This window comes from Arcanobacterium canis (genome assembly GCF_029625435.1).
Lineage (GTDB): Bacteria > Actinomycetota > Actinomycetes > Actinomycetales > Actinomycetaceae > Arcanobacterium > Arcanobacterium canis.
In genome coordinates this window covers 833,416-857,484 of the sequence record NZ_CP121208.1, presented here as the reverse complement: position 1 = coordinate 857,484, position 24,069 = coordinate 833,416, and the positions used below count along the sequence as shown (strand labels likewise).

Annotated in this window: 28 protein-coding genes; 4 read left to right on the top strand and 24 right to left on the bottom strand. The window is 53.6% G+C overall.

What is annotated here, in order from left to right:
- Positions 1 to 84: 84 nt before the first annotated feature.
- Genes P7079_RS03840 through P7079_RS03830 form a run of 3 tightly spaced genes read left to right on the top strand, consistent with a single transcriptional unit; the run spans position 85 to position 1,452 of the window.
- Positions 85 to 795, top strand: coding sequence for a TetR/AcrR family transcriptional regulator (locus P7079_RS03840; protein WP_278013510.1), 711 nt, complete (start codon positions 85 to 87; stop codon positions 793 to 795).
- 29 nt (positions 796 to 824) lie between these two features.
- Positions 825 to 1,157, top strand: coding sequence for a twin-arginine translocase TatA/TatE family subunit (locus tag P7079_RS03835; protein ID WP_278013509.1), 333 nt, complete (start codon positions 825 to 827; stop codon positions 1,155 to 1,157).
- 1 nt (position 1,158) lies between these two features.
- On the top strand, positions 1,159 to 1,452 hold the full coding sequence (locus P7079_RS03830; protein ID WP_278013508.1) for a DUF6457 domain-containing protein: 294 nt from the start codon (positions 1,159 to 1,161) through the stop codon (positions 1,450 to 1,452).
- A 43-nt stretch (positions 1,453 to 1,495) separates the two neighbouring features.
- On the opposite strand, the gene moaC is transcribed toward P7079_RS03830, so the two are convergent.
- The 3 genes from moaC to P7079_RS03815 are packed head-to-tail and all read right to left on the bottom strand — an operon-like array spanning position 1,496 to position 3,938.
- Positions 1,496 to 1,987 (bottom strand): cyclic pyranopterin monophosphate synthase MoaC, encoded by a 492-nt coding sequence (gene moaC, locus P7079_RS03825; RefSeq protein WP_278013507.1) that lies wholly within the window; start codon positions 1,985 to 1,987, stop codon positions 1,496 to 1,498.
- Between the two features lie 16 nt (positions 1,988 to 2,003).
- Positions 2,004 to 3,218, bottom strand: a complete 1,215-nt coding sequence (locus P7079_RS03820) for a molybdopterin molybdotransferase MoeA (protein ID WP_278013506.1) — start codon at positions 3,216 to 3,218, stop codon at positions 2,004 to 2,006.
- 9 nt (positions 3,219 to 3,227) lie between these two features.
- Positions 3,228 to 3,938, bottom strand: a complete 711-nt coding sequence (locus P7079_RS03815; protein ID WP_278013505.1) for a HesA/MoeB/ThiF family protein — start codon at positions 3,936 to 3,938, stop codon at positions 3,228 to 3,230.
- A gap of 61 nt (positions 3,939 to 3,999) precedes the next feature.
- Here P7079_RS03815 and P7079_RS03810 point away from each other — a divergent pair, with 61 nt between their 5' ends.
- Entirely contained in the window at positions 4,000 to 4,992 is a 993-nt protein-coding gene (locus P7079_RS03810) for a molybdenum cofactor biosynthesis protein MoaE (protein WP_278013504.1), read from the top strand.
- 1 nt (position 4,993) lies between these two features.
- Here the strand turns inward: P7079_RS03810 and P7079_RS03805 are convergent, their stop codons facing one another.
- The 21 genes from P7079_RS03805 to P7079_RS03705 all read right to left on the bottom strand — a co-directional run bounded on the left by P7079_RS03805 (position 4,994) and on the right by P7079_RS03705 (position 24,066).
- On the bottom strand, positions 4,994 to 5,242 hold the full coding sequence (locus P7079_RS03805) for a MoaD/ThiS family protein (RefSeq protein WP_278013503.1): 249 nt from the start codon (positions 5,240 to 5,242) through the stop codon (positions 4,994 to 4,996).
- 12 nt (positions 5,243 to 5,254) lie between these two features.
- Positions 5,255 to 6,301, bottom strand: a complete 1,047-nt coding sequence (moaA, locus tag P7079_RS03800; protein WP_278013502.1) for a GTP 3',8-cyclase MoaA — start codon at positions 6,299 to 6,301, stop codon at positions 5,255 to 5,257.
- Between the two features lie 64 nt (positions 6,302 to 6,365).
- Positions 6,366 to 7,898, bottom strand: a complete 1,533-nt coding sequence (locus P7079_RS03795) for an ABC transporter permease (RefSeq protein WP_278013501.1) — start codon at positions 7,896 to 7,898, stop codon at positions 6,366 to 6,368.
- 3 nt (positions 7,899 to 7,901) lie between these two features.
- Positions 7,902 to 8,687, bottom strand: a complete 786-nt coding sequence (gene modA / locus P7079_RS03790) for a molybdate ABC transporter substrate-binding protein (protein ID WP_278013500.1) — start codon at positions 8,685 to 8,687, stop codon at positions 7,902 to 7,904.
- A gap of 186 nt (positions 8,688 to 8,873) precedes the next feature.
- Positions 8,874 to 9,200 (bottom strand): metal-sulfur cluster assembly factor, encoded by a 327-nt coding sequence (locus P7079_RS03785; RefSeq protein WP_278013599.1) that lies wholly within the window; start codon positions 9,198 to 9,200, stop codon positions 8,874 to 8,876.
- A complete protein-coding gene (sufU, locus tag P7079_RS03780) occupies positions 9,197 to 9,658 on the bottom strand; it encodes a Fe-S cluster assembly sulfur transfer protein SufU (protein WP_278013499.1) in 462 nt (153 codons plus the stop codon). Before sufU ends, P7079_RS03785 begins: the two co-directional genes overlap by 4 nt.
- Complete coding sequence (locus P7079_RS03775) at positions 9,655 to 10,911, bottom strand: cysteine desulfurase (protein ID WP_278013498.1); 1,257 nt, start codon at positions 10,909 to 10,911, stop codon at positions 9,655 to 9,657. The genes sufU and P7079_RS03775 overlap by 4 nt, the downstream gene beginning before the upstream one ends.
- Positions 10,911 to 11,669, bottom strand: coding sequence for a Fe-S cluster assembly ATPase SufC (gene sufC, locus P7079_RS03770; RefSeq protein ID WP_278013497.1), 759 nt, complete (start codon positions 11,667 to 11,669; stop codon positions 10,911 to 10,913). The genes P7079_RS03775 and sufC overlap by 1 nt, the downstream gene beginning before the upstream one ends.
- A gap of 30 nt (positions 11,670 to 11,699) precedes the next feature.
- Positions 11,700 to 12,020, bottom strand: a complete 321-nt coding sequence (locus P7079_RS03765) for a non-heme iron oxygenase ferredoxin subunit (protein WP_278013496.1) — start codon at positions 12,018 to 12,020, stop codon at positions 11,700 to 11,702.
- Entirely contained in the window at positions 12,020 to 13,153 is a 1,134-nt protein-coding gene (gene sufD, locus P7079_RS03760; protein WP_278013495.1) for a Fe-S cluster assembly protein SufD, read from the bottom strand. The genes P7079_RS03765 and sufD overlap by 1 nt, the downstream gene beginning before the upstream one ends.
- Entirely contained in the window at positions 13,153 to 14,592 is a 1,440-nt protein-coding gene (gene sufB, locus P7079_RS03755; protein ID WP_278013494.1) for a Fe-S cluster assembly protein SufB, read from the bottom strand. The genes sufD and sufB overlap by 1 nt, the downstream gene beginning before the upstream one ends.
- A 36-nt stretch (positions 14,593 to 14,628) precedes the next feature.
- Entirely contained in the window at positions 14,629 to 15,303 is a 675-nt protein-coding gene (locus tag P7079_RS03750; protein WP_278013493.1) for a helix-turn-helix transcriptional regulator, read from the bottom strand.
- Positions 15,304 to 15,464: 161 nt separating this feature from the next.
- Positions 15,465 to 16,046, bottom strand: coding sequence for an NUDIX domain-containing protein (locus P7079_RS03745; RefSeq protein ID WP_278013492.1), 582 nt, complete (start codon positions 16,044 to 16,046; stop codon positions 15,465 to 15,467).
- Positions 16,047 to 16,051: 5 nt separating this feature from the next.
- A complete protein-coding gene (murJ, locus tag P7079_RS03740) occupies positions 16,052 to 17,617 on the bottom strand; it encodes a murein biosynthesis integral membrane protein MurJ (RefSeq protein WP_278013491.1) in 1,566 nt (521 codons plus the stop codon).
- Positions 17,614 to 18,402: a hypothetical protein gene (locus P7079_RS03735; RefSeq protein WP_278013490.1), complete on the bottom strand. Its 789-nt coding sequence runs from the start codon at positions 18,400 to 18,402 to the stop codon at positions 17,614 to 17,616. The genes murJ and P7079_RS03735 overlap by 4 nt, the downstream gene beginning before the upstream one ends.
- A complete protein-coding gene (locus P7079_RS03730) occupies positions 18,399 to 19,376 on the bottom strand; it encodes a copper transporter (protein WP_278013489.1) in 978 nt (325 codons plus the stop codon). The genes P7079_RS03735 and P7079_RS03730 overlap by 4 nt, the downstream gene beginning before the upstream one ends.
- A 10-nt stretch (positions 19,377 to 19,386) precedes the next feature.
- Complete coding sequence (steA, locus tag P7079_RS03725) at positions 19,387 to 20,562, bottom strand: putative cytokinetic ring protein SteA (protein ID WP_278013488.1); 1,176 nt, start codon at positions 20,560 to 20,562, stop codon at positions 19,387 to 19,389.
- A gap of 7 nt (positions 20,563 to 20,569) precedes the next feature.
- On the bottom strand, positions 20,570 to 22,261 hold the full coding sequence (gene recN, locus P7079_RS03720; RefSeq protein WP_278013487.1) for a DNA repair protein RecN: 1,692 nt from the start codon (positions 22,259 to 22,261) through the stop codon (positions 20,570 to 20,572).
- Positions 22,254 to 23,090, bottom strand: a complete 837-nt coding sequence (locus P7079_RS03715; RefSeq protein WP_278013486.1) for an NAD kinase — start codon at positions 23,088 to 23,090, stop codon at positions 22,254 to 22,256. Before P7079_RS03715 ends, recN begins: the two co-directional genes overlap by 8 nt.
- A complete protein-coding gene (locus tag P7079_RS03710; RefSeq protein ID WP_278013485.1) occupies positions 23,087 to 23,929 on the bottom strand; it encodes a TlyA family RNA methyltransferase in 843 nt (280 codons plus the stop codon). Before P7079_RS03710 ends, P7079_RS03715 begins: the two co-directional genes overlap by 4 nt.
- Positions 23,929 to 24,066: a hypothetical protein gene (locus P7079_RS03705; RefSeq protein WP_278013484.1), complete on the bottom strand. Its 138-nt coding sequence runs from the start codon at positions 24,064 to 24,066 to the stop codon at positions 23,929 to 23,931. Before P7079_RS03705 ends, P7079_RS03710 begins: the two co-directional genes overlap by 1 nt.
- Positions 24,067 to 24,069: the final 3 nt, after the last annotated feature.

The window sequence follows — 24,069 nt, the reverse complement described above, 5'->3', positions numbered from 1 at the left end:
CGATATATCAGATATACGCAACGAAACTCGCACAAAAATGGCATGATCGTGGCTCTATACTTGGTAATCGACGCGTAGCACAGTATGGAGACGATTGAGTTGGAAAACTTCAGCACAACACCTGAAAAGGATCATGCAGACCCGCGCTATTTGCGCTCTCGTGAACTACTACGTGCCGCCGCTTTTGAGCTTGCACTAACGAAACGGCCAGACGACATTTCGATTGCTGAGTTAACCAAGCGGGCTGGCGTCTCACGAGGAACTTTTTATGCACACGCATCAACCCCTCCCGAATTCATCGCCCACATGCTGTTAAGCGAAATCGCTCCCATACTTGAGCCCATTGGATCGGTGATCACAGATCATGGGAGCGACTACCTCCGTTATGTTCGAAATGCATACGGTGACCTGCTGCGAAGTGTGGTGAAACGTAACGACATCTATCGCAATATCTTCCTCACGAGTCCTGAATCGACCGCTGTCGCACATATCGCGCAATATTTACGCCAGATCGCCACACGATATGTCGATTCCTTCGCGCACTACAATGCCCAACCACTGACACCTTTGTGGCGATTCATGGCCATTGAGCAGCAAGTATCGAATTTTCTTGTCTTGATTCGCTCTCAACTGAGAACGAATCAAGACGTGTTCAGTGAGTCCACAGTCAATACGTTTATGAGCTTGGTTCCGCCGTGGCAACTTGCTAGGTTTAACTCAGATGGACGTTTCGACATGCGCCATGTCCGTGCAGGTCGCCGGGATGACAAACACATTGACGGGCTGGAACACTAAACGCAAATCACAAAGGATCGGGGTTACGAATGTTCGGCATTAGCGGCACAGAGTTCATTATTTTGCTTATTGTGGGCGTGATCGTTCTTGGCCCATCGCGTGCCGCACAAGCAATCCTTGCCCTTCAACGTGCGATTGAGAAGGCTCGTGGTTGGTCAGCACAACTTCGTGAGCAAACTGCTCAGTACCGCCAAGCAGGTGACAGCACTACGGGCGACCTGAATGATGCTCTGAGCGCGTTCTCTCCTCGTGGCCTAGATCCACGACGCATGATCAAAGATGCCGTAGCCGAAGAGATGCAGTTATGGCTCAAAGAAACCAAACTTGACCAGATTCCCTCAACGACTCAAAAGGAGAAATAAAGTGCCTCGACACGATGACCCAGAAAAAATGGCACGTATGAACCGTTGGCTCCGCACGGTATCAGCTGAACTCAAACTTCCCCACGACACAATTGAGAAGGTCCAGGGGCCACTTCTGCAACTGATTTCCACAGTTGCTCACGGGCCATCCCGCCCCGGCGCTCCCCTCACCGCTTTCCTCGTCGGCTACTTAGCCGCGAGCGATCCCAGCGCCGATATCGACGACGTCGTCGCACGTCTCGAGCTACGTGCAAAAGAATTTGTTGCCAGTGAAGGCACTGTCACTCGTTCATAAGTGTCACATGGGTGGCGCGATCCGCGGATCGCGCCACCCATTTTTATGCTTCAGCGTCGGGTTCAAAACCCTCGCGCCACCATTCACCGGAACGTCCACCCGCTTTATGCACAATCATGCACTGGGCGATTTGCGCACTTCGGTCAACACCTTTGACCATATCGACCACCGCGAGTGCAGCGACACTCACCGCCGTGAGCGCTTCCATTTCCACGCCTGTACGGTCCGCAGTGCGCACTGTCGCCGACAGCGCCACATGGGTGTCTTCAAGCGAGACTTTCACCTCAGCACCATGCACAGCGATCGTGTGGGCTAGCGGAAGGAGATCAGGAACCTTTTTCGCCGCGGCAAGACCTGCAATTCGCGCAACCGCAAGGACGTCCCCTTTAGGGACAGTCCCGTTGCGTAGAGCGTTCATGACCTGTGGCGAGCACTCCACTTTTCCAATCGCCGTCGCTGTACGCACCGTGGGCGTTTTTGCGGTGACATCGACCATGTACGCTTCACCGCGTGAATCTAAATGGGTGAATTTCATTTTTCCATCTCTCTCGTCATAGGGCATAGCGCAGGAATCGAACATCGTCTCCAGCACAGACGTTTCCGTGGTCAGCGGGTGTGATAGCAAGGACATGAGCGCGCGGTAACGAGGCCACAAGGTGAGATCCTGACCCTCCCGCGGAGGCTGGATAGATGTGGCCATCACGAATACGTGCGGGCATAAACTGAGTCCTGCCGATCTTGTGTTTCCATCCTGTTCCAGCTGCGGCAACTTCGGTATGGCAGTACACGTCGTCAACGATTCCCCCCTGCATCGCACGAACCAGAGGGAGAGCGAAAAGTTGCATTGAAACAAAAACACTCACAGGATTACCCGGCAGACATAGCACCGCAGTCTTTCCGGCACTTCCCCATCCTTGCGGTTTTCCGGGTTGCATTGCCACCGGAGCGAAAGCGATTCCACGAGATGTCAACGTCGCTTTCACGACGTCGAAAGCCCCCATACTCACTCCACCCGTTGTGATCACCAGGTCCGATTCCGCAGCCGCTTTGTCGAAAGCCTCCGCAAAAGTGCCGTTCTGATCTGAGGCAACAGAGCGAATATGGATGTCGGCGTGGCATTCGCGCAACAGCCCCGCCACAAGCAGGCTATTGGAATCGGGAATCTGCCCAGGCAGAAGGTCCTCACCCGGTGCTCGCAATTCGTGACCGGTGGAAATGACCGTCACTCTCACACGTTTGTGAACTGGCACTTGCCCGTATCCCACGCTCGCGAGTGCGCTCACGTGGGTGGGAGACAAACGTGTGCCACGTTCAAGGACAGGATCGCCGACTGCAACGTCTTCGCCTTGGAAGCGCACATTTGCTCCGCGTAAGACGTTTGAGGTTGGCACCACCTGAGTGGGCGCTGTTGGCAACATGTTCTTTTCGGCGTCGATGGTATCTTCCACTCTCACAACAGCGTCAGCTCCGGCTGGTATCGGCGCACCAGTCATGATGCGTACTGCAGTTGCGGGTTCAGTTAACTCACCCGCACTGTCTCCGGCAGCAGTGTCAGCGACGACGGCCAGCGGTTGTCCAACGTTGACGTCATCGCAACGCACAGCGAACCCGTCCATTGCCGCGTTGGTAAATGGTGGGACAGGATAACGCGCGGTGAGATTAGCTGCGAGAGTACGGCCCCATGCCTGTTCCAGCGAGACGTACTCAATCTGTGTCGGATGAGCAAGGGCCAAGACATCTGAGAAATGTTCTTCAACAGTCTTCATAATGAGCTTTCATTTGTTGATTGAGACAGTCCGAAGAGTGCCAGATTCGGTATCGATCAGGGCAATTCTGCCGATAAGTGGCTGGCCTATTCCCGTGATCATTTTCACGGTCTCTCCTGCCATGAGGGAACCAACCATGCCGCACATCGGCCCGAACGTTCCTTTTTCTGCCGGTGACGGCAATTGTGAAAAATCTTCCGTGTACGGGTAAAGATCGTGCAGGCGTGAGTTGCCGTCGTGGGCAAATACGCTCACCTGCCCGTAGTACGCAGTGACTGCTCCCCATACGTGGGGAATCGACAGTGACTCACACACCTCATCGACTAGGTAGCGCGTTGGAAAATTATCGGAACAGTCAACCACGATGTCGTAGGAGTCAAGTGTCTCACGAGCGTTTTGAGGCGTGAGCTGCTTTTGCATGGCGAGAACCTCAACTGACGGATTGAGCGCTCGAATCGACTGCGCCGCGCTGAAAGTCTTCTCCATCCCCGCACGAGGAGTGTCATGAATGACTTGACGTTGCAAATTCGAGGTGTCAACCAAATCGTTGTCAATGAGCCCCAGTGTTCCAATACCAGCTGCAGCCAGATATAAAAGGACTGGCGAGCCCAAGCCTCCCGTCCCAATCACCGCGACTCGCGCGTTCTCGATTTTTTCCTGCGCATCGGAATTAAATCCTGCAAGATTCAGATGGCGGTCATAACGATCATTTTGTGTCATCAAAAGCAACTCCTTGGTGCCTGCATTTTCGCTGGTAGCATTCAGACTTTAGGATTATCCCATGTCGAAGTCACACATTACATTTGGGGTCATTACTGTTTCCGATCGCGTCAGCCGAGGCGCCGCTATCGATAAATCGGGACCGTTGTGCGCCGAACTCCTTGCTGAGCATGGCAACGTCGTATTCAGCACGGTTGTCGAAGACGGAATCGAATCTGTTCAGGGTGCCATCTATGATGCGATGCACAACGGCGCTGCAATCATCGTCACCACTGGCGGCACTGGAATCACCCGTCGCGATCTGACACCACAGGCGGTGAGTTCGCTCTTGTCGTTCGAAATCACGGGTATCCCGGAACTCATTCGACGCAGTTCCAAGGTCGTCACAGCGTGTATGACTCGCTCAGTCGCCGGAATCATCGACGACGGTGAATCGCGTTCCTGCATCATCACCTTGCCGGGATCTCCGAACGGTGTCGCAGAAGGCATCACCGCTGTGGCTCCTCTTTTTACACACATTGCTGACCAACTTACCGACGGCGACCACTCTGTCATTCCACCCACGTCCACACCCCACTCACACGAGAGCGTCACTGCACAATTGGCGTTTAATACTGAACGTTCAACTGGTGCGGGGATCGTGACAACGGCTCATGTGAGCGAACAGCCCATTGATTTAGCCGGCCTCGAAGCGTCTGTGATGAATGATGCCGCAGGAGCAGTTCTGGTATTCAATGGTCGCGTACGAAACCATGACCTCGGCCGAAGTGTCGATGGAATCGACTATTGCGCACATCCGTCTGCTTCATCGACGTTAGCGGACATTGCACAGAAGGTGGCGATGGAATTCGGACTCCACGCCATCGCCGTCCAGCACCGTGTCGGCCACCTCGACATTGGAGATGTCGCCCTTGGTGCCGCTGTGAGCGCTTCCCATCGAAAAGAAGCATTTTTGGCCCTTGACACACTTGTGAACCGTATCAAGCTTGAACTGCCAGTGTGGAAAAAACAAGATTTCTCTGACGGGACGTCGCAGTGGTCAGGGATGGCCTAGGTCACCCTCCGGCAAAAGGAGGAAGGACATCAACGACTGCGTTGAGTGGGAGCTGAGCGTCTCGAGCGACGACACGACCGTCCACAAGGAAGGCGCACACTCCGAACTGACGCGTCGCGTGCGCGCCATGACGTTCACTCAAGATATCAACCAATCCATCAATGTTCACATCACCGGGGACTTCAACCTGTTCAGCGGTCGTGCCTATCTCCTGTGCTATTCCAGCAAAATATCGAACCTCGATATTCATTATTTCCTTTCGTTATCCGCCGATGGCACTCATCGGACGAGTTGGTGGGGTAAACCCTGGGGTGTTGATTTCATGCCCAAAGGGTTTGCCCCACATTGTCTGACGCCATACTTGGGCAAGTTCTGAATCACTGGCCCCTGATCGCATCAAATCGCGCAAACTTGTCTCCTCATCGGAAAACAAGCACGAGCGTACGTTCCCCTCTGCAGTTAAACGAGTGCGATCGCAGTCGCCGCAGAAAGGCGCTGTCACAGAACTGATGAATCCGATGTGTCCGGCTGGATGCGAGACCCCGCGGTAAGAACCCCCAGCAATATCCCACACCTGTGCAGGAGAGCTTCCACGGTCAATCGAGCTCGGTGTCAATGTGAAATGCTCAGCCAAGCGTGCTCGGAGGGTTTGGGCTGAGATGACATCAGAATTGTGCCACGCGCCAGGAACTCCAATCGGCATAAACTCAATGAATCGGACCGTTACGCCTAATTCCAGACCGAGCATCACGAGCTCCTCAACCGACTGATCGTTGATTCCTGGCATAACCACAGTATTAATTTTGACAGGCGACAGGCCAACCCGGATCGATTCGCGGATACCAGCAATCGCATCGTCAAAACGGTCTCGCCTCGTCAGTTTGGTATATTCACTCCGCGTGGCTGAATCAAGAGAAATATTGACTCGCCGAAGTCCTGCTTCATGAAGGCGAGCCGCGCGTTTATCCAGTCCAAGCGCGTTAGTTGTCAGTGAGATGTCAACGGGATCACCGTCGGGCGTGTGCAATGTCGCTGTGGCAGCCACGATATCCTCGAGGCCACGCCGCATCAGAGGTTCCCCACCGGTGAACCTCACTCGAGTGATCCCAAGCTCGCACACTGCTAGCCCGATGAGCCGAATGACCTCTTCGTCGCTTAACACTTGGTCAGTGGGCATGAATTCCACGCCATCAGCGGGCATACAATATTGACAACGAAGATTGCATCGGTCAGTCAATGACACTCGCAAATCGCGGGCAATACGTCCGTATGAATCGACGAGACCCAACTGCTCATGTGCTCTAGGCATCAGCCCTCCTTTTCAGCAATAATCGACAATGTCTTGGGTACGAAAAGTACAGAATAAAACACGTCTATTGAGAAATACCACCGAAGTGTTCCTCCACTGAAAAACGACGCCATATTCTCCCATGTCGAAGAATCACCACGTCACGCGCAAGATACTGTGCATCAACGGGATCGTGTGTGACAAGAACCGTCGTCACCGATTCATGAGAAAGCCTGTGTTGGAAGCCCTGACGGACACGATCGGTGGTGTATTCATCCAAGCCAGCGAATGGTTCATCGAGGAGGACAACGTCGGGATCCGTTGCCATCGCACGCGCAATGGCAACACGTTGAGCCTGACCGCCAGAAAGCTGCCAACTCGCACGCTTCGCAAAGGCTGACATGCCCACGAGTTCCAGTTCATGCATTGCCCGTTCACGAGCAGATTGGCGATTCTCTCCCCTCGCTCTTAAACCGAATTCAACATTTCTCACAACGTTGAGGTGTGGGAACAGTAGTGGATTTTGTTGGAGCAACACGACACGCGGACTACGTCGATCATACTCCACAGAGCCTTGGGTGGGTTCAACGGTTCCTGCAATGAGCCCCAACAGTGTAGATTTGCCCGAACCATTCGGTCCCATCACCGCAGTCGCTGAGCCACCGGCAAGTTCGAGATCAAGATCGACTGATCGTTGCGCGACGCGAGCATGAACAGTGATTGAAGGCGCGCTGCGATCACTGTGCCGCGCGATTTGAGGAATATCGCAAGCCACAACGTCGTCACAGTGGTGTGGCTGTGCAGCTGACGTGCGAGGAAATGCGCTGGCACTATTGGCAATCACAAGCATCGCGACCGCGAGGAGAATTAACACCAGTGCGAGAGCCAACGCCTGATCAGTATTGACTTCACGTTGAAGATAGATTTCCAGCGGCATCGTCCGGGTCACGCCTTCGAGCGAGCCGGCGAAGGTAATGGTGGCGCCAAACTCTCCCATCGAACGTGCAAAACTCAAAGCGATTCCAGAAACTAGAGCCGGAAGCATTAAGGGCAAACTGACTGAGAAAAATGTTCGAGACCGTCCCGCGCCCAATACCCGGGCAGTTTCCTCATACGCTTCACCCTGAGCGCGTAGCGCACCTTCCAACGATGTAATCAGGAACGGCAGGGAGACGAAGACTTGCGCAATGATCACCGCGATCGTCGAGAAACTTACGGAAATACCGAGGATATTGAGATATTTACCGATCAGCCCATGTCTCCCCCACGCCAGGAGCAGTGCCAAACCAGCGACGACAGGTGGCAAAACCATGGGCAGAAGAACCACGATGCGCAACAAGCGTGCCCACCACTCCTGACGTGTCCGCGCCATCACCATCGCGAACGGGACACCCAGAAGAACCGTAATCATTGTTGCGATCAGGCAGGTACGAAGAGAGAGCCACAGTGCCATTTGAGAGCTTGGGTTAACGATCAGATCGACGAAACTCTCCCAGGGGACACGGTTGATCACAGCAATGAGCGGAATGATGAGAAAGAGTGCCGCTAAGGCAGCCGGCATTGCGAGCCACGGAGCGTAGACAAGACGACGACGGACACGAGGGTACAACGAAGGCACAGCCTACTTCGCCACTTTCATGAACCCATATTCTTGCAAGAGCGACTGACCTCGAGTACTGAGAACTGAGTCCACAAATTTGGCAGCCTGCTGCGGATTCGGCGCGTCTTTCGCCACCGCAATCATATACCGATTGACAACCTCATCCGAGCGCGGAATCTCGAAAGTCTTCACTTTGTCTCCGGCTAATTTCGCATCGGTTTTATACACAATGCCAGCATCCGCTTCTCCGCTCGTCACCTTGCCGACGACGTCGGTGACAGATTGCTCTTCACTGACTGGATGGATAGTCGTTTTCGTTAACGCCGTCAGCTTGTCCGTCGCCCGGCCACATGGTACCCGCTTGGCACATGTCACAATTTTTCGTCCGTCAAGCTGCGAAGTTGAAAACCCCGTGATTCCAGCGGGATTCGCCTTGGGAACTACCAGCACCAGCGTATTCGACGTGAAAACTTGTGGATCTCGAACAAGTCCCTTACTCACAGCATTTTTCATGTTCTTTTCGTCAGCAGTCAGCAGGACATCCACTGGCGCTCCACTGCTCATTTGGTCAACCAACGATGATGAACCATTGAAATTGAAGCGCACCGATGTTCCCGACGATTGAGGAGAAAATGCCTGTTGAGCGATATCTGGCAGAACTGTGTTGAGTGACGCTGCACCGAACACGATGAGGTCATCCGGGCTCGTTGACGACGCCGACTTACCACTACTTACCTGGCCACAAGCACCTAGCGCCATCACAACACCGACTGCAATGAGCAGCTTCGATTTGCTTAGCCATTTCATACGAGCGCTCCTTACCTGCGCACAGTGGCCACCTAGCGCCCCTGTTACGACGATTTTTCCAAATGAACTGCGCCGCTCGAAGAATTAACATCGAGACATCCGCACAGCGTCATTCACGTTACCACACTTCAATCGGGAAAAATTGAGGATACACTGGCGCTCACGCTACCTCTGCATCGTCACACGTCAGACATTGAAGCCGAGCGCACGCAACTGCGCGCGTCCATCGTCGGTGATCTTGTCAGGGCCCCACGGTGGAAGCCATACCCAGTTGATACGGAAATCATCAACGAGTCCGGCGGTGGCTACAGCCGCTTGCTCCTCGATCATATCGGTGAGCGGGCACGCGGCAGATGTTAACGTCATATCTACGACCGCTGATTTCCCTTCCATTGTGATGCCATACAGAAGGCCAAGATCGACGACGTTGATCCCAAGCTCAGGGTCAATCACATCGCGAAGCGCTTCTTCGACATCTGCCACTGTCGGTGGGGCTACGTTCTCACTCATCAGTTCTCCTTTGCTTTGAGAGCTTTATCGGTGGCATCACGAAGTGCCATCCATCCCAGAAGCGCACATTTAATGCGCATGGGAAACTTCGATACACCCTGGAATGCAGAGGCGTCTTCAAGCAAGTCCGCATCCTCAGCAGAGATTGCCGTGCCTTGCTTATCCATCATTGCCCGGAATGTCTCGTAAAGGTGCTCGAACTCGTCAACAGTTTTCCCCTCAACCATTTCGTTGAGGATCGAAATCGACGCTTGTGAGATCGAGCATCCAGAGCCGTGCCATCCGACAGCGCCAAAATGAACGCCGTCGTCAGCAAGTTTTACCTGCATAGTAACTTGATCACCGCACGTGGTGTTGACCTGGAACGACTCTCCGTCAGGAGAATCGAGTAGGCCTTCACCATATCGCTCCTTCGAAGCCTCCAGGATAATTTCCTGGTACATCTGGTCAAGGGCACTCATTTATTTTCCAATCCAAAGAACGGTCTCACTTTCGCCAATGCAGCGAGGAAAGCGTCCACTTCTTCTTCTGTGTTATAGGCGGCGAAAGAAACGCGGCTTGAGGAATCGACGCCAAAATGCCGATGGACGGGTTGCGCACAATGGTGTCCGACGCGAACCTGGACACCTTCCGCGTCGAGAACCTGCCCGACGTCGTGGGGATGGACTCCGTCCACTGCGAAGGCGATTGCTCCTGCGCGGTCAAACGTCGTCGTCGGCCCAAGCACGCGCACGCCAGGAATCTCCACGATTCCTTCAAGTGTACGCACTGTCAAACGATGCTCGTGAGCAGCGATTTTTTCCATCCCAATGGCACTGAGATAGTCCACTGCTGCTCCCAAACCCACCGCTTGCGCAACTGGCTGCGAACCGGCTTCAAATTTTTCCGGAGCCGGCAGGTACGAGGTTTTGTCCATCTCAACAACAGCCACCATCGATCCCCCAAAGAGGAACGGCGGAAGTTGCGCTAACAATTCGCGCTTAGCATACAGGCCCCCAATTCCGGTGGGCCCCATCATCTTATGACTAGAGAAACAGGCAAAATCCACATCAAGTGCATGGAAATCGACTGGCATATGCGGTACTGACTGGCACGAGTCGAGGACAACCAGAGCCCCAACGTTATGCGCAACCTGCGTAATTTTTTCTACCGGACTCACTGCACCCGTCACGTTCGAGACGTGGGTAAACGCGACCACTTGAGTGTGCTCATCAATCACGTTGAGAGTGGACAGATCAAGCCGTCCATCATCGGTCAAGCCGATCCAACGAAGAGTGGCTCCGGTACGCAAGGCAAGTTCTTGCCACGGCACCAAATTCGAATGGTGTTCAGCCTCGGTCACAACGAGGTTGTCGCCCGGACCAAGCCGAAGACCCTCCGGGCCGCGTCCAAGATTCGCGTTGCCAAGGGAATACGCAATGAGGTTTAAAGCTTCTGTCGAGTTCTTCGTCCAGACGATTTCATCGACGTCGGCTCCCACAAAACGCGCAACTTTCTCGCGAGCTTGTTCATAAGCAACAGTCGCCTCAGCCGCGAGCTGATGTGAACCACGTTTAACAGCACCGTTTGAATAGAGCTCAATATGGTTCACCGCATCAATGACAACCTGAGGCTTTTGCGATGTTGCACCCGAATCGAGGTACACAAGAGGCTTCCCATCTGCAACAGTACGCTGCAAAATTGGGAAGTCCTCTCGAGGTGCGCACGCTGTCATTAGGCGCGATCCTCACCGTAGTTTTCGTAGCCCTCAGCCTCAAGCTTATCGGCAAGCTCAGGGCCACCCGACTCCACAATGCGTCCGTCAACGAAAACATGGACGAACTGCGGCTTGATGTACTTCAAGATACGCGTGTAGTGAGTAATGAGGAGAATGCCGTTGCCGTTATTCTCATGAACTCGGTTCACACCTTCAGAAACAAGGCGCAACGCATCAACGTCCAGGCCCGAATCAGTTTCATCGAGCACAGCAAACTTCGGCTTAAGTACCTCCATCTGAAGGATTTCAAGGCGCTTCTTCTCACCACCGGAAAAGCCGACGTTGATGTCGCGATTGGCAAACTCGGGATCGACCTTCAGATCAGTCATCGCCTGGTTCATGAGCTTGACCCACTCACGTACCTTCGGAGCTTCGCCATCGACTGCCGTCTTCGCAGTGCGAAGGAAATTCGTCACCGACACGCCCTGGACTTCCACCGGATACTGCATCGCAAGGAAGAGACCGGCACGTGCGCGCTCGTCGGCTGTCATCTCGGTGACGTCAACACCATCAAGCAAAATCTGCCCCTCGGTCACATGGTACTTCGGGTGACCTGCAATCGCGTAGGCTGTTGTGGACTTTCCTGAGCCGTTAGGGCCCATTACAGCGTGAATTTCGCCGTCGTTGACGACAAGGTTGACGCCCTTCAGGATCGGCTTCGGGCCATCTTCGGTGTCAACCGAGACGTGTAAATTCTTCAGTTCCAGTGTGGACACGTTGTTTTCTTTTCTCTTGGTAGGAATAACTTAAAAATCGATGACGACGTCGTCGCCTTCGATACGAGTTGGATACGTTTTGATCGGGGTGGACGCCGGAGGATTCAGTGCTTGTCCTGATGGGAGTTCGAAGATGGAGCCGTGACGAGTACATTCGATCGTCTCGTCCTCGACAAGGCCTTCCGAGAGCTTAAATCGTCCATGACTGCAACGATTGTCCATCGTGAACCACTGATCAGATTCGGAATGCACCACCGCAAAGACATGCTCTCCGTTTCCGGTTTCGATAGTGAAGGCATCGACATCGCCGGGAGCGACGTCACCGACCTTGCACACAACGAGATCTGCCATTACAGCTCACCCGTAAGATTGAGTTCATCTTCGATCTTGGCCATCAGCTTCTCCTGTACGGAGTTGACACCGATCTGATTAATGAGCTCGGCGAAGAATCCTCGAACCACCAAACGACGTGCCTCGTCTTCAGGAATGCCGCGTGCCATGAGGTAGAAAAGCTGCTCATCATCGAAACGGCCAGTCGCCGACGCATGGCCTGCCCCCTCGATTTCGCCCGTTTCGATCTCCAAATTCGGCACCGAGTCTGCGCTAGCGCCTTCGGTCAAAATCAGATTTCGGTTCAGCTCATAGGTATCAGTACCCTGTGCGTCCTTTCCGATAAGAACATCGCCGACCCAGACCGAGTGAGCCTGGTCTCCCTGGAGAGCGCCCTTGTAGGCCACATTAGACTTTGCGTTAGGAACATTGTGATCAACGAAGAGTCGGTGCTCCATGTGCTGACCTTCATCGACGAAGTACGCGCCGAGCATCGTGACGTCACCGCCCGGTCCAGCGAAATCAACGCTCGACGTCACGCGAATCAGATCGCCACCGAGCGAGACGACGATATGCTTGAGCGTCGCGTCACGTCCCACTTTGATTCGGTGAGAGGCAGCATGTACTGCATGTTCTTCCCAATCCTGCAGGGTGACGAGCGTCAGGTGTGCGCCATCTCCAAGGCTAATTTCCACGCCTTCAGCAAGTTTTCCTTCGCCGACGTGGTCAAGAATCACTGTTGCTTCAGAATGTTGCTGAGCTTCCACAAAAAGGTGAGCCGGGGCAACGTCGTCGGCGCCGGTTCCACGGAAGGTGACAACAACTTCTTCGTCAACCTTCTTATCTCGAGGAATAGACAGAACATATGCCTTCTCGAAGCTTTCCCAGGTCGTGGCACCGACACGGTCCTCAGGTGGAATGGTGGTACCGAGGCGCGAATCAGTGCGGTCAACTTCGGTCAGTTCAACGCCGCCACGCGCACTGATCTCGATGTGATCTGAGGTGAAGGAATCAGCAAAGAACTCCTCCATTCGCTCAAGAGGGGTAAATCGCCAGTCTTCTTCAGTACCTACAGGTACTCCGTAATCTGCTCCGACGAAAGACAGCGGGCGGTCGGCACGTGATGAGCCAGTATTCTTGAATTCGTCAGCCATCAGCCAACTGCTCCTTCCATCTGCAATTCAATGAGTCGGTTGAGTTCGAGGGCATACTCCATTGGCAACTCACGTGCAATCGGTTCAACGAAACCACGCACGATCATCGCCATCGCCTCGGTCTCTTCCATTCCACGTGACATGAGGTAGAACAACTGGTCTTCACTCACCTTGGAAACTGTTGCCTCGTGTCCCATCTCGACGTCGTCAGTGCGGACATCCACATAGGGATATGTATCTGAACGCGAAATTTGGTCAACCAGAAGCGCATCACACAGCACATTCGACTTTGAATGGCGCGCATTCGGGTTGACTTGGACAAGCCCGCGGTAAGCGGCTCGTCCGCCACCGCGTGCCACCGACTTAGAAACAATCGAAGAATGAGTATTGGGCGCCATATGCACCATCTTTGAGCCTGTGTCCTGATGTTGTCCCTCGCCTGCAAAAGCGATGGATAGTGTTTCACCGCGAGCTTGTTCACCCATGAGGTAGACAGCGGGATATTTCATCGTCACTTTTGAACCGATATTGCCGTCGATCCATTCCATCACGCCGCCCTGCTCAACCATGGCGCGCTTCGTGACCAAGTTATATACGTTGTTCGACCAGTTCTGGATCGTCGTATAACGCACACGCGCATCCTTCTTGACGAAGATTTCGACGACTGCGGAGTGGAGCGAGTCACTGGAGTAAATCGGAGCAGTACACCCCTCAACGTAGTGAACGTAGGAACCTTCGTCAGCAATAATCAGCGTGCGCTCGAACTGCCCCATGTTTTCCGTGTTGATACGGAAGTAAGCCTGGAGCGGGATCTCAACATGAACACCCTTGGGTACGTAGACAAACGAGCCACCTGACCACACAGCGGAATTCAGCGACGCAAACTTGTTATCACCGAGTGGAATCGCTGTTCCAAAGAACTCCTCGAAGATTTCAGGGTGCTCGCGCAGGCCAGTATCCGTATCAAGGAAAATCACACCTTGTTGCTCAAGGTCTTCACGAATCTTGTGGTAGACCACTTCAGATTCGTATTGTGCAGCGACGCCGGCAACCAGACGCGCTTTTTCGGCCTCTGGGATTCCCAATCGATCGTAGGTCGCCTTGATGTCAGAGGGCAGATCCTCCCATGAGGCTGCTGCTCCTTCTGTGGACTTCACGTAGTACTTGATTGAATCAAAATCAATACCGGAAAGGTCCGCACCCCACGTCGGCATCGGACGGCGTTCAAAAAGTTTGAGTGCCTTCAGTCGCTTTTTCAGCATCCACTCGGGCTCTCCCTTGCGCGCTGAAATATCTCGGACAACGTCCTCGTTTAGGCCACGTTTTGCCTTGCTGCCAGCTTCGTCGGAATCATGCCAGCCGAACTGGTAATTTCCGATCGAAGCGATCGTCTCTTCCTGGGACAGAGTTTCTTTCTGCCCCACAACAGGTTGAGTCATGGATTTCCTTTCCAGTGGCGAATTGCCATGTGGGCGTCAGGCGCCCAGATTTTTCCTTGGAATTCCAAGGGGAATATTGGTGGTACACACGTGAGCCCCTCCAGCGAGCGTCGAAAGCCTCTGGATGGGAACATCAAGTAAATGAGCGAATGCGCGTGTCTCCGCTTCACAAAGCCCAGGAAATTGCGCTGCGACATCTTGGATCGGGCAGTGTCCTTGACACAGTTGAATAGCAATTCCTCGCGGTCCTCCCGATCGAAGTGACGTCGCATACCCATCCTTGTTTAAGGAAGCCGCCAGAGACTCGACACGGCCGATAAGGCTGTCAGCTTTCGTTACTTCAGGAAGGTAACGCTTTTGAATTTCGTTGACGCGGCTGTCAACGAAATTCTCGATGCCCTCTTCACCAAGCTCATGCGCGACAAACGCCAGTGCTGCATTCGCGATATCAGAATATCCCTCCGCAAGCTCAGCTTGCCCCGCTTGCGTTGCCACATATTTACGAGAGGGACGTCCGCGCTTCGCCGGACCGAGTTTTGGTACTTCGTGCTCGGTAATCAACCCGTCAGTGACGAGCGATGATACGTGGCGCCGCACAGCAGCAGGTGTCAAAACCAATAGCTTCGCAAGGTCACCAGCGCTAATCGGGCCGTGTTCAATAATGAGCCGAAGCACCTGGTCACATGTACTGCTGTCACCTAGTTCAGACATGTTCCACCTCCAGCACTTCGTGTTTAGAAAACATTTTTGTTTCTAAATTCCATAAATGCAAGTGCTTGGGTCGTATGTCCCGATGGGCCGAATGCAAATTAGCCGTCAATGCACAGAAAACTGGCCCCTGACGTAACTGGAATCACTCGAGAAAGGGTGCCCTAAGAAAATCGCCGTGCCGCTGCCAGAACTCCAATGATAAGGCTGGGAGACGTTAGCTGACCGGCTATCACAGCATCGACAACTTCGTGCAATGGCGCCCATCGTGTCTCAATTTCCGCTTCTTCACCTTCGAGGATAAAATCTCGTGGCCTGGACGTTTTTACGATAGACCGGGCCAAGAAAATCGTCACCCGCTCGGTACAAAAACCCGGTGATGATGCAAAACGAGCGAGCTCTTCCCAGGATTGTGCATGTAATTGCGCCTCTTCCGCTAACTCACGAGCTGCAGTTTCTACAGGAGCTTCGCCCTCGTGATCACACAATCCGGCAGGAATTTCCCACATCATTTCTTTCAACGGATGACGATACTGCCGAATAAGGAGAATTTCAGGATCCTCTTCATTTCGAAGAGCGACGATTCCCACGGCATCTTGGTGAGTGACGACATCACGCGTGACCACATCACCGTTGCGAAATCGGACAGTATCATGGCAGACAGAGAAAATCGGTGATGAATCTTCTCTATAAGTTTCGATCACTTGCACGTGGTCAGGTGCAGATTGATCACTCAGTGAATACATGCTGATCACTTTCTTTTCAACGACGCGATCGCGCCTCGGTCAAAATAAAATGCTGCAGCACCTGCACCTGCACAGACGATTAGTGCGCCGATGACCGCCGCAATGATAGCCCCCAATATGCCACCCATGCTGTGCATTATCTGTGTAGTGGAATACCAAGAAATAGCAGTTACCACCACAGTGATCGGGGTTAAGAGAAGGAAAAGCCGGCCGACACCAGCAATCGATTCTGATCCGGCTTGTGCTCGGATGGCACTAAGCTGAACGAACGCTCCCAGGCACATGCCGATACTCATTGCAGTTCCCACGAGGATCAGAGTAGGTACGCGTCCACTGATCCCGATAAGCCAGCCCCCTGCCAAACAAACAACAACTCCGAGCCAGGCGACACTATTCGCCCGAACAACCTTCCCTCCAGCATCAAGTGCATAGAGGACTCGAGCGCCATGATAGAGAAGCGAGAATCCAACCAGTGAGACACCCATCGCAACCATTGCTTGTTCAATTCCCGGAATCGAACGCCCAACGGAAATCACGACAGCAGCGGGGCGTGACAGCGCCACCAGCAAAGCTCCAGCAATCAAACCGGCAGCGATGATGAGTCTCGTCGACCGTGCCACGAGAAGATGCGAAAGCTCCCAATCACCCTTACCTACAGCCTCAGAAATCCGTGGGAAAACGGCAGTTGCGATTGGCACGGCAAGGACGGCATAAGGGACCATGTAAATTGAATAAGCGTAATTATAGGCCGCGTACGCTCCCACGCCACCAAGCGAATTTGTGGTCACCATGATCGCAATGATAGCGATTTGTTGTGCTGTCAGAGCTGCCAGGCCGGCCCCTGCCAGGCGCACGGTACGCTGTGCAACGCCAGGTGGAAAGTGCAACGTTGGCCGAATTTTTATCAGTCGAGCGACGGGGATGAGCTGAGGAAGTGAAAACACAATCACTCCCACCGTCGTCCCCCACGCCAGAAGAGCCAGATGTGTTGCACTTGGAACGCCACCTAAGGACGAAGTTGCTCCGTACACCACAAATGTCAGTGTAACGATAATCGATGACAGGAGCGGAGATAAAGCAGGAAGCACGAATCTTCCGTGAGCTTGCAGGACACCCGTGGTCACAACAGAGACGCCGTAGATTGGCACCTGAAGAGCGAAGACGCGGAGCAAAGATGTGGCAATCTCATGAGCTGAACCGCTCGCGCCACTGCCCAAGACAACTGCCGAAATCGGGCCAGCGAGCAACGCCACGATCACTGCGATCGGAGTACCAATGACCACTACCCACGTCAACAAAGCAGAAACCGTTACTTCCACTTCGGTTTTCATCCGTTTAGCAAGAAAACCAGAAATAAGTGGGATTACTGCTCCAGCAAGAGCGCCGCCCGCGGCAACCTCAAACAAAACATTCGGGATTGTATTTGATGTGTCGTATGCTGTGGCAACAACGCCATCCGACAGCGCCCACGATTGAGCAAGTTTGCGCACAAGACCCATCAGCCTTGAAGCTAGGGTGAGAAGCGCGATCACCCCGGCCGCTCCCACCACGCTGGCGAGAAGCTTTTTCATGGGCGACCTAGCTGGTCAACGAATCGCAGTGGTGCGCATTCGTCGATCACTTTCGAAAATGAAATCTTTTCCGAGGCATAAGTGAGTCCCACGACCCCCGCAGTCGCCAGAAGACGTCCAAGCAGTGGCAACCGCTGCGCAACAGCGACGCCCACTTGGGCGCCCAGAGCATTTGCCCCTAAGTCACCCAGCATTGTTGCCCCCGCGAGATCCGTTGGCAATGATGCAACCGACGTCCCCACCACACCAGCTGCAGTTTTGTTCCCTGCAAGTGCTAGCGGAGTCGAGACAGCCAACGCAACCTTAAGCGCACGTCCAGGGCGCAGATCGAAAAGATTGAGGAGATTCGCCGTGCCCGCGATCAACACTGTGTTCACCCCTGCATCCACAACACGTGATACGCCTGTGTAGCGCGCGGAAATCAACCATCCTGCGACGCCTGCACCTAAGCCCACACCGAGAATTTTCACTGCTCCAGAAGTAACTTCGCCGCGTGAAAGCGCACCGAGATGTCCTTTAAAGCCTTTACCTTTCGCACCGAAGGATTCTTCGAGATGATCATCGACATAACCTGCACATGCGCCCGCAGCACTTGCAACGATCGCCGGGGCCGACGCTGCAGCACCACTCGACGCAATGGCTCCGGTTGCGGTTGCTAGACCACCTGTCAGCGATACCGTCGAACCTGAAAAAGACGTGCGATCCCACGACGACTGACGAAGCTTTGACAAAGCGACGGTCGCCAGCCCGGTCACGAGCGCACCGACGAAAGCTGGCCGCATCACTTTGCATCCGCCTTTGCCGTTGCCGCTGGCGCAGGAACCTTCTCCAGCGGACCGACAGCAGCAGAGACACCGTCGTCAAAGCCAAGGTTCACTTCTTTACCAGCAAGTTCCTGGACAAGTGCAAGAACCACATTGAGTTGTGAAACCGTCAACGCTGGCGAATCAACTGTCGATGCCTTGCTCTTCGCCTCTCGCACGACACGGGCCACATCATTTGCCGAGTCTGCGGAGCCGAAGACAACCGTTGGCGCTTTTGTCGCAACAATCTCAGCGACGCCCGCCAGTGCCTTGGCGTCATACTCCATTTGTGCCTTCTGCTCGGGATTCATCTTATTTGGGGTGCCGGGTAATTCCGTGTCGGCGGTGATGATCACTACGGCATCTGCCTTAGCTCCAAGATCGTCAAGTGTGACAAGCGGAGTTTTGGCGCCGGTCAGAAGATTCGGAAGGTCGGCATTCGCCGGGTCTTTAGTACCTGAAATCACTACTTGGGCAAGAGCAGCACCAAGAACGCTATTCGGATCCTGGGCCTCAGGTTTACTCGCCACATAGCTCTTGACCTGATCAGCAAATGCCGTACGGAAAGCAGTATTCGCTGATGATGTCCACGCCTCGTTGATATTCATTGCACCAGTGATCTTTGCCCCAGCCTTGGATACGGCATCGCGTGCTTGGCTCACGACGTCATCTTGTGCGCCTGGAAAGACAACAAACGCAACTGCTTTGCCTGCGAGCGCATCTTTGGATAGAGAAGGAATCAGCTGTGCCATAGCTTGATTTTGAGCATCTTGAGATTTTGTCAATCCCTCGTTCTGTGAAGCCAGGGTCGCATTAGTGTCGGATAGCGCTTCAACACGATTCGACAGTGCAGTACCGATGGAGTTCTGCAATGGGCCGGCTCCCAGAATCACTCCGATAGCGAGTGCTAAGAAAACTGATACCAAAGATACGAGGTGGTAACGAAAATCAACCATTGAAGTCCCCTTAAAAAAGATGAGTGATCCAGCGTGCGAAATCGCTCCACCACACATTGACAAGCTTAAAAAGAATTTGTCCTGCGTCAGTTACCGACAGCGCCGCAACCATCGCCACAATGCCAGCGATCAGTAAGGTCGCAATCTGCCAATTAGAAATACGCGAACGATAGAGTCGGGAAACGCCCTTGGCGTCGATCAGTTTCGAGCCCATTTCCAGACGAGTGAGGAAAGTCGAGGCCATTCCCGCACGCCCTTTATCGAGAAACTCAATCAAAGTCGAATGAGTTCCGACCGCCACGATGAGCTCAGCGCCTTTGTCATCTGCCAACAGCATTGCAATATCTTCAGATGTCCCTGTTGCAGGGAACACAACATGGTCAATGCCCAGATCTTCCATGCGTTTCTTCCCTGGCGCTCGACCATCGCGATACGCATGAACAACAATCTCCGCACCGGAGCGAAGCGCCTTATCCGACACGGAATCCATATCACCAACGATCATGTCAAGGGGATACCCCGCCTCAAGAATTGCGTCGGCTCCTCCATCGACTCCAATCATGACTGGTCGATATTCTCGGATATAAGGTCGTAACGCTTGTAGGTCCTCTTTGTATCGGTATCCGCGAACCACCACGAGGGCGTGCTTATGTTCAAATGAGGTCCGCACATCTGGCACGCCAACACCATCAAGAATGAGGTCTTGTTCCTTCTCGACATATTCCATCGTGTTCGTTGCGAAGGCTTTCAGTTGGGTGGCCATCCCTGCACGCGCAGCTTCCATCGCTGCAGCATTTGATTGCTCGGTCAGAAGGTCACCCTCCGCAATCAGAGTGTCTCCCACGTAGACTGCACCGTCATTTGTGACGCGCACTTCGCTTCCCTCTTTGATATCCATCACAGACGAACCGAGATTATCGATCAACGTTAGTCCGTGAGCTAAGAGGATACCCGGTCCAAGATTGGGATAGCGGCCAGATGTAGATTTCGCAGCATTCAGCACAACAGAAGGGCCGCAATCAACAAGAGCCTCAGCAGAGACTCGATCGAGATCTTCATGATCAATAATTGCGACGTCACCACGCGCCAAGCGCTTCGTGAGACGCTTCGTCCGAGAATCGACACGTGCGGAACCATGCATCTGGGAATCGCTTGCCAACGAGATCAGTTTACGTCCGAACACCATGCCTCCATCATGACACAATCGCGCCTGCGAGTAGTTCACCAGCGTGCGCGCGTGCCGCTTCTGAATCGGGTTGCCCAGAGAGCATCCGCGCCAGCTCAATAACCCGTTCCTCACCGCTCATGACTCGAACGTCGGTCGAAACTGTCGCTGCCGTAGACTTACGAACGACAACCTGACAGTGCGCGTACGCGGCGACCTGAGCCAAGTGAGTGACAACCAAAACTTGATGATGTTGACCTAATTTAGCTAAACGTTCACCTACAGTAATCGCAGTACTTCCGCCAATTCCCGCGTCCACTTCGTCGAAAATAAAAGTTCTTTCGCCCTCGTGCGATTGGGCAGCAAGTGAGACTTCAAGGGCGAGCATGATGCGTGACATCTCACCACCCGAGGCGCTGGTTGCGAGAGGGAGTGTGGAGGAACCACGATGGGGCTGTAGTAAGAACTCACAATCTTCCAAACCGTGTGGTGCAGGTTTTTCACGTGGCTCAAGACGAATGTTAAATATGGCATCTTTCATGGCCAACGAATGCAATTCGTGAGTAACCAACTGAGAAAGTTCCACTGCTGCACGCTCACGTTGTGATCGAAGAGCGAGTCCCGCATCCTTGAGCTTGGCGAGAGCGGCGTTATAGGTCTCTTCGAGTTTCTCCTCCATGATGTCTGGATCGACTAATGCCTGAAGACGAGCAACCGCACGATCACGTTCGACTAATACTTCAGGAATTGTCATGGCAAGATCCCGTTGAAGACGTGTAAGGTCAGCGCGGCGAACATGAATTTTATTCAGTCGATCAGGATCCGCAGAAAGTTCAGAAATTTTGCTGCGCACTTGAGCAGCGATATCGGCCACTGTTGAGATCGAATTGGACAGTTCAGAAGCCAGTTGGGACAACGTCGTGTCATCAGCACTCGCACGTTGGAGTTCATGACGAGCGAAGTCCAGCCGCCCCAGAGCCCCGTCTTGAGCATCCTCAAGCGCAGTGACAGCCGCGCCCATCGCTTCACGTAATGATTCGATATTTTCAAGCTTCATGGCCTCAGTCCGAAGAGCTTCATCTTCACCTTCGTGCGGATCGAGCGTCTCGACTCGTTTCACTAAAGCTTCGAGCGAGAGGCGTTCCAATCCTGACGCACGAGCATCCTGGCGAAATGCTTTCAGCGCATCACGTGCTGATTTTGCAGCTATCCACGCCTCGTCATAAGCACTACGGGAAGCATGTAACGACTCGCCGCCGAACGTATCGAGAGATTCAAGTTGCGCCGATTGAGATTTCAGCCGGATCTGGTCACTTTGCCCGTGAACAGTCACCAAGTGTTCCGCAATTGATGCCAAAAGGGAAGCTGGCACAGCCTTTCCACCAGCGTATGCGCGCGAACGACCGCGTGAAGGAATCACACGCGACACGTAAATGATGGCTTTGTCACCGTCGATATCAACTCGACCTCCCGCGTCGGTAACGAGGGAGACCACCGGTGAATCGACAGAAGCCAAAAAAACTCCGTCAACTTGTGCAAATTCTGCGCCGTTGCGCACACGCGAGGGATCTGCTTTCTGTCCCATCAGGAGTGCAAGTGAGGTAAGAGCCATGGTTTTACCTGCACCAGTTTCACCAGTGATCGCAGTCATCATCTGCGTCAACGTGAGTTCTGCGGATTCAATCACTCCGAGATTTGAAATCGAAACGCGCTCAATCATCCGTGTTTATGCTCCTCCACCCTGAGACAGGAAGGTGGAATTTCCTGACCAGACGTGATGAGAACGGCGAATCATTCAAACGGGCTAAATAGACACGCTCGCTTGAGTGACGAGCTTCAATCTGTGCACCGTCTCCGAGGTCAATGAAACGTCGGCCATCGCACCAGATGATTGCATTCTGGGAGTACACCTGTACCTGGATCACTGAATTTGGGCCGACGACAAGGGGGCGTGTAAATAACGCGTGTGCTGCGATCGGGTTAAAAATCATCGCTTCAACGTCAGGCCAAACGATTGGCCCTTGCGCAGAGAAGTTGTACGCTGTCGAACCTGTTGGAGTCGAGATCAGTGCCGCATCGGCGTTGTAAGTTGATAGCCCCCGCCCATCAACGCCCATTCCAAGATTGATTGTGCGCGCATTGTGCGCTTTCTCGATCGAAGCTTCGTTCACTGCCCATTCATGAATAACCTGACCATTAACCAAAGTGATATCAAGATCGAGTGTCATGCGGTCTTCAACACTCCACCGATGTTCGATAACATCGGTAATTACTTCGTCCATCGACGACGGCTCAGCTTCAGCTAAGAATCCAACATGCCCAAAGTTAATGCCAAGGATCGGAACCTGCGTCCCACGTGTGAGCTCTGCACCGCGCAAGATTGTCCCGTCTCCACCAGCAACTAGCAGAAGTTCCGCATCGACGACGTCGGAGGTGTATTGAGCGTCCACAACGTCGATTCCCGCCGACGTGAGCCGGTCCTTCGCTGACGCGGCGCGACACAAAGCATCTTCACGCCATTCATGTGTCAAGAGCGCAATTTTTCTCATTCCGTCACATCCTTGTGTACGCCTCCAGCTGGCCCAGCATTGATCGCATCGTCAATGGCGCGATCGAGGTCATCGCCGAGGAGATCCTTGCCCTCTTTTCCCATATAGAGGAAGTATTCCACATTTCCTGCTGGACCAGGTAGCGGTGATGGAGCAACCGCGCGCAACCGCAGGCCTGCTTCACGGGCGGATATCGCTACCTTCTTCACCGTCTCATGATGGTGTGCAAGATTACGGACCACTCCCCCGTGCCCGAGACGATCTTTGCCAATCTCAAATTGTGGTTTGACCATCAGCACAAATTCTGCATCGTCTGAAGAGGCATTGACGAGTGCAGGAATCACCAGCGTCAAAGAAATAAATGAAAGATCTCCGACGACAAGAGACGGAGCTGGTGCTACAACAGCTGGATCGAGGGTACGGACGTTGGTACGTTCAATCACGTCAACACGCGGGTCTTCGCGCAGCTTCCACGCGATTTGCCCATAGCCAACATCCACCGCAGCAACGGAAGCAGCTCCCCGTCGAAGCAAAACATCTGTGAAACCACCAGTGGATGCCCCTGCATCGAGCGCACGCACTCCTTCAACACGAGGTCCGTCTTCGCCCAGATAGTCAAGAGCACCAATCAACTTGTATGCACCGCGTGATGCATAGGAAGGCTCTACGCTTTCTTTCACCACGAGCGCTTGAGCAGGATCCATTTGCCGTGCAGGCTTCGAGACACCCGCTTTATCGAGAAAGACTCGCCCTGCACCGATGAGCTCTGCTGCTTCTTTACGTGACTTGGCAAGTCCACGGCGAACGAGTTCAGCATCAACACGAATGAGTTTTGCCATCAGATCTGTGCCTTCACTAACTCATGAGAAAGCTCGCGATGGATCTCCTCAAGGTCAGCAATTTGTTGATCGCGTGACTTGGTCTCCAGCATCTCAAGTCTGATTCGCGGGTCAACCGCTGGTTTTGCCTCACTCATTAA